Annotated in this window: 4 protein-coding genes; all 4 read right to left on the bottom strand. The window is 40.0% G+C overall.

All coding sequences use genetic code 11. From position 1 onward, the window contains the following. Window positions 1-59 precede the first annotated feature (59 nt). Window positions 60-1,937, bottom strand: coding sequence for a SurA N-terminal domain-containing protein (locus KO534_RS10305; RefSeq protein ID WP_215929569.1), 1,878 nt, complete (start codon window positions 1,935-1,937; stop codon window positions 60-62). Between the two features lie 247 nt (window positions 1,938-2,184). Continuing rightward, window positions 2,185-2,457 carry an HU family DNA-binding protein gene (locus KO534_RS10300; RefSeq protein ID WP_215929568.1) on the bottom strand — a complete coding sequence of 91 codons (273 nt, stop codon included), beginning with the start codon at window positions 2,455-2,457 and terminating at the stop codon, window positions 2,185-2,187. Window positions 2,458-2,696: 239 nt separating this feature from the next. Next, window positions 2,697-5,063, bottom strand: coding sequence for an endopeptidase La (gene lon, locus KO534_RS10295; protein ID WP_215929567.1), 2,367 nt, complete (start codon window positions 5,061-5,063; stop codon window positions 2,697-2,699). A gap of 170 nt (window positions 5,064-5,233) precedes the next feature. Next, entirely contained in the window at window positions 5,234-6,511 is a 1,278-nt protein-coding gene (gene clpX / locus KO534_RS10290) for an ATP-dependent protease ATP-binding subunit ClpX (RefSeq protein WP_215929566.1), read from the bottom strand. Between the last annotated feature and the right edge of the window lies 1 nt (window position 6,512).

Below are 6,512 nucleotides of genomic sequence, written 5' to 3'. Positions count from 1 at the left end.
CTTAAGTGAACAGCATTAGAGCGATAACGCTCTTTTTTATTGTGTTGCATATATTAGGCTTACTGATAAATTTCGATATCAGCTTGAGCTTTCAAAGACTCAATTACCGCGCCATATAACATTTGTGATTTATTCGATGCCAAACGATCTTGTAATGCGGCTAGTTGCTGGCTATTTGCTTCAGAAGTTGAGTTAACCTTGATCAACTGCACTAGACTAATATCGCCAGTAACTAAATCAACCACGTTAGTATCTTCTGCCGATAATTGAAATGCAGCATCCACAATACTCCTAGACACAGCCGCATCGTTTCGAGTAATAGCTTGTTTATTTTCCCATACTAGTTCAAGGGCTGCCAACTTACCTTCGACATCTTCCTGCGCTGTTAAAGCGGTTTGTACTTCAATTGCCCAATCTCTTGCAGCTTGTTGAGCTGCCTGAGCAGACAATGTCTGTTGAATTTGCGCTTCGACTTCTTCTATCGCTTTCGTGCGTTCAGGTTCATGCTTGGCCACTCTTACTACCATAATATGGTTGCTACCCAACTCTATTACTTCACTGTTTACGGCATCTTCAATTAACTCTGCACTAAATGCGCTCGCTAATACATTGGGACTAGAAACAACTTCAGGCGCTTCATTTCGACTGAACAATTCTGTCGTACTGATTTCTTTTCCAGCAATGTCTGCCACTTCATCAAGATTATCAGGTACTTCAAACGCGACTTCTGCTATTCGTTGGCTTACTTCGTAGAAACGGTCTTCTGCCTTAAAGGTTTTAACTTTAGTCATTATTTCTTGCTTAACTTCTTCATAAGCAGTGACTTGCTCGGCCTTAACATCTGTCAATTTAATAATGTGATAACCAAATTCACTTTTGACTACCGCACTCACGTCACCTGAATTAGCTAGTGAAAATGCCGCTTCTTCAAAAGCAGGATCCATAATTCCTTTACCAAACCAACCTAAATCGCCACCATTTTCGGCGCTGAAAGTATCACTAGAATAGGTTTTAGCCAGTTCAGAAAAATCTTCTCCAGCTTGAATTTTGGCGAGTACTTCTTCGGCTTTTGCTGCAATTGTTTCGTCTTGCTCAGTACTTTCGAACAAAATGTGTGACGCTTGGCGCTCTTCTTCGGTACGATAATCAGCTAGGTTTTGCTGATAGTACTCTTCAAGTTCCTGTTCATTCACCTCGATAGTAGGCAATAAATCATCTAACTCTAACTCTACATAAGACAAACTGATTTTAAGTTCAGTATCAAACTGGCTAATGTTATTTTGATAATACGCTGATATTTCATCTTCGCTGACGCTTACTTGGTCGATAAACTTAGCCGCTGGTACATTCACATAACGAATATCACGAGTTTGCTGCTGCATCTCGTAGGCAGTCTTAGCTTCACTTGGTAAAGCAAATTCAGTCGCGATTAAAGACTGAGACAGTTGTCTGCGCACCATATCTATACGCATATAATCTCTAAAATCACTAGTTTGAAAACCCGCTTGACGCAAAATAGCGAGATATCTTTCGTTATCAAACTTGCCATCTATTTGAAATTCTTGCATGCCTACTATGGCCGATTTTATTTGCGCATCGCTCACTCTCAAACCTAATTCTTGAGCTGCTTGATCGAGAAGTTTCTCACTAATTAGACGATCCAATATTCCACGACGGAAATTTTGTAGATAGGCAGCATCGCTGGCCAACGTGGCAAAGGCTTCGCCGAATTGTGATTCCATCCTAGAGCGTTCGTTTTGATAGGCACGTTCCAATTCATCAATACCTATTTCGTCGCCATTTACTTCGGCTGCAGCTCCGGCGGCAGATGAATTAATATAACTGCCCACCCCTGCGAATACGAAACTTAAAATAACTAATGCTAAGATCCCCATAGCCCAGGGGCCTTGTGATCCTTCTCTGATTCTTTCCAACATACTAAAGTCCAAACTCCAAATGAGCTGTTATTGATAAGTACTAAAGACGCCGAACTTGGGCTGTCTTAGCCGTAAACGCGCGGGATTATATACCAACCGAGTTAATTTATTAATGATTGTTCGCAGTGAATTGAAAAATATCTAATGAGCTTTAACAAAGAGGTGATGAAAACGGACTCGACCCATACTGCACAAATACAAAAGGCGATGATAAATCATCGCCTTTTGGTGAAACTGAACCAAGTGATTAGTTGCAAGCGTCTTTTAATGCTTTACCAGCTTTAAACGAAGGCACCTTAGCTGCTGAGATCTGAATAGTCGCCCCAGTTTGAGGATTACGACCACTGCGTGCAGCACGATCACGTACTGAGAATGTACCGAAACCAACTAATGCTACTTGGTCTCCTTCTTTAAGTGCGGTTGTTACAGCGCCAGTTAATGCATCTAATGCACGTCCTGCTGCTGCTTTAGAAATATCTGCACTTGCAGCGATGGTATCAATAAGATCTGACTTATTCACAATATGAACCCCTTCAATTGTTATTATATTTTGCGGCCTGCACCATGCAAAGCCGAACATTTATATCAAGCATGAAACTTAACTTCAAGCTATATATTTACAAATCATTAACTTTCAATGAATCGTCTCAATCCCTTTCATGACAAGGCCTTAAGGGAATCTGCGTTAAAGGCTACCACAACTATTTGCATAGTGAAGCCCTAATACTTAAAAAAAATTGAAAAAGTTCGCTTTTATGCTTATTTTTTAACCTCTTTTACCTCAATTGGCCGAAATTTCTCCGGATGCTCTGCTAAGGCTAACGCCAAAACTTCATCAATCCACTGTACTGGATGAATATTTAAATCTTGTTTTACGTTGTCTGGGATCTCTTCAAGGTCTCGTTCATTCTCTTTTGGAATGATGACAGTCTTAATTCCACCTCTATGAGCAGCCAATAACTTCTCTTTCAAACCACCTATAGGTAACACTTCACCACGCAAAGTTATTTCGCCAGTCATAGCCACATCACAACGCACAGGATTACCTGTGAGAGCTGAAATTAATGCAGTACACATTGCGATACCTGCACTTGGTCCATCTTTAGGTGTTGCTCCTTCAGGAACGTGTACATGTATGTCGCGTTTTTCGTGGAAATCACTATTTATTCGCAGCTTTTCTGCTCGACTACGAACGACTGTCATAGCCGTTTGAATCGACTCTTGCATCACATCACCTAATGAACCGGTAAATGTCGTTTTGCCTTTACCGACTACAGATGTGGATTCTATCGTTAACAACTCGCCGCCAACTTGCGTCCACGCTAAACCAGTTACTTGACCTATTTGATTAGACTTATCAGCTTTCCCATAATCAAATCGCTGAACACCTAAATATTCTTTTAAGTTGTCTTGATTAACAATGACCTGGGTGATGTTTTTGTCCAATAAGATATTCTTGACTGCCTTACGACATATTTTCGAAATTTCTCTTTCTAAGTTTCTAACGCCCGCTTCCCGTGTGTAATAACGAATAATGCCAATGATGGCACTTTCTTCAATCACTAACTCATCTTTTTTCAAGCCGTTTCTTGAAATTTGTTTGGTCATGAGGTGTTGGGTAGCAATATTCAGCTTTTCGTCTTCAGTGTACCCAGACAACCGAATGACTTCCATTCTGTCTAGTAAAGGACCAGGAATATCCATACTGTTTGAAGTAGCGACAAACATAACATCTGAAAGGTCGTAATCCACTTCTAGATAATGGTCACTAAAGGTTCCGTTTTGCTCAGGGTCTAATACTTCTAATAACGCTGAGGACGGATCACCGCGCATATCTGACGACATTTTATCGATTTCATCGAGTAAAAACAGTGGGTTTTTGACTCCCACTTTAGCCATTTTTTGTACCATTTTCCCAGGCATTGAACCTATGTAGGTTCGACGATGACCTCTAATTTCGGCTTCATCTCGCACACCACCTAAAGCCATACGTACATACTTTCTGCCAGTTGCCTTGGCGATAGACTGCCCTAAAGACGTTTTACCTACACCTGGAGGCCCTACCAAACAAAGAATAGGACCTTTAAGTTTTTTAACTCGCTGTTGCACCGCAAGATATTCGATAATGCGTTCTTTAACTTTATCCAAACCGTAATGATCAGAATCCAACACTTTATCAGCCGCAGCTAAGTCTTTTTTGACCACACTTCGTTTAACCCAAGGTACATTGGTCAGCCAGTCGATATAACTTCGCACAACTGTTGCTTCAGCCGACATAGGTGACATCATCTTCAATTTAGATAATTCAGTTGTAGCCTTTTTCTCTGCTTCAGCCGGCATTTTGGCATCTGCAATTTTTTTCTTTAGGGCTTCAAATTCATCGGGGGCATCGTCAAGCTCACCTAGTTCTTTTTGAATGGCTTTCATTTGCTCATTCAAATAGTACTCTCGCTGACTCTTTTCCATTTGTTTTTTAACACGAGTGCGAATTTTTCTTTCTACTTGAAGCAAATCTATTTCGCTTTCCATCAACGCCATTAAATATTCTAGACGTTCTGTGATGCCAAGCATCTCTAGCACTTTTTGTTTCTCTGATAACTTAAGAGGCATATGTGCCGCCATGGTATCAGCTAGCCGTGCGGCATCTTCAATACCGCTCAAAGAAGTTAATACTTCAGGTGGTATCTTTTTGTTGAGTTTAACGTAACCTTCAAACTGAGAAATAGCGGAACGGATTAATACCTCTTGTTCTGTTTCCGCTAAATCAGTATCTTCGGTGCTCAGTACGTCAGCGATAAAAAAGTCTTCCGTACTAACGAATTTTTCAATCTTACCCCGTAAATTACCTTCTACTAACACCTTAACTGTACCGTCAGGTAACTTTAGCAGTTGCAATATTGTGGCAATAGTTCCTACGGTGAATATGTCATCAGCTTCAGGTTCATCGACACCTGCATCTTTTTGAGCGACTAAAAAAATCTGTTTATCTTTTTCCATCGCAGCTTCTAAACAACGTATGGATTTTTCACGCCCAACGAACAATGGGATAACCATATGTGGATAAACCACTACATCACGTAAAGCCAACACAGGCATTTCGATGCGATTTTCTCGCTTTTTAGTCATTCTTGCTCTCGTATAAAGTCATTTAATATTAAATCTATCGGATGTATATGGGGCTAGGCAATTAAAGTTCAAATGAAAATTTCAAACAAAGTTGAATAAAGTGTCATCAATAGATGCGTTAGGATATACTTTGACCAATAAAAAAGGCTCTTTCGAGCCTTTATTTATTTCTATTCAGAAGCGGCTTTTTTATCGACGCCACTGTCATAAATCAATATCGGACTAGATTCTCCTCGAATAACCGTTTCGTCTATTACAACTTTACTGACGTTATCCATTGATGGTAAATCATACATGGTATCTAACAATACAGCTTCAACTATAGAACGCAATCCACGAGCACCGGTTTTACGTTGCATAGCTTTTTTGGCAATAGCTTGTAACGCATCTTCACGAAACTCCAACTCGGTATCTTCCAATCCAAACAAAGCAGCATATTGCTTAGTAAGTGAGTTTTTAGGTTCACGTAATATTTGAACCAATGCTTCCTCACTGAGTTCTTCTAAGCAGGTTAACACTGGTAAACGCCCGATGAATTCTGGAATTAATCCATACTTAACCAAATCTTCAGGCTCTACTTTTTTAAGTAATTCGCCTTCATGAGATTTGCTACTGGTATTTTTGATGGCTGAAGCAAAACCTATACCTGTGCCTGTATGTGCTCGCTGTTCTATAACTTTGTCTAAACCGGCAAAAGCTCCACCACAAATAAATAGTATTTTGGAGGTATCGACTTGCAAAAACTCTTGCTGTGGATGTTTCCTTCCACCTTGAGGCGGAACCGAAGCAACCGTTCCTTCAATCAATTTAAGCAATGCTTGTTGCACACCTTCACCAGATACGTCTCTGGTAATTGAAGGGTTATCTGATTTACGGGATATTTTGTCTATTTCATCAATATAAACAATGCCGCGCTGCGCTTTATCAACATCATAGTCGCATTTTTGTAGTAGCTTCTGAATAATATTTTCGACATCTTCACCCACATAACCTGCTTCGGTTAAAGTGGTAGCATCAGCCATAGTAAATGGTACATCTAAGAGTCTAGCTAGGGTTTCAGCCAATAGAGTTTTACCACTACCTGTAGGCCCCATTAGCAAAATATTACTTTTTCCTAATTCAACACCATCATGTATATCGCCATTTCTCAAACGTTTGTAATGGTTATAAACGGCAACAGAAAGCACTTTCTTCGCATGCTCCTGACCAATTACATAATCATCAAGATGAGCATGAATTTCTTTAGGTGTAGGCAATTCATCCTGTTTTTTCTTAGGCGCGATTTCTTTTATTTCTTCACGAATAATGTCATTACATAAATCTACACATTCATCACAAATAAAAACCGAAGGGCCTGCAATTAGCTTTCTTACTTCGTGCTGACTCTTGCCACAGAACGAACAATACAAAAGTTTGTTGTCGCCATCGCTACTTTTTTTATCACTCATT

The sequence above is a fragment of the Paraglaciecola arctica genome, assembly GCF_018861065.1.
GTDB classification, from domain to species: domain Bacteria; phylum Pseudomonadota; class Gammaproteobacteria; order Enterobacterales; family Alteromonadaceae; genus Paraglaciecola; species Paraglaciecola arctica_B.
This window is presented reverse-complemented; position numbering and strand designations above follow the sequence as displayed.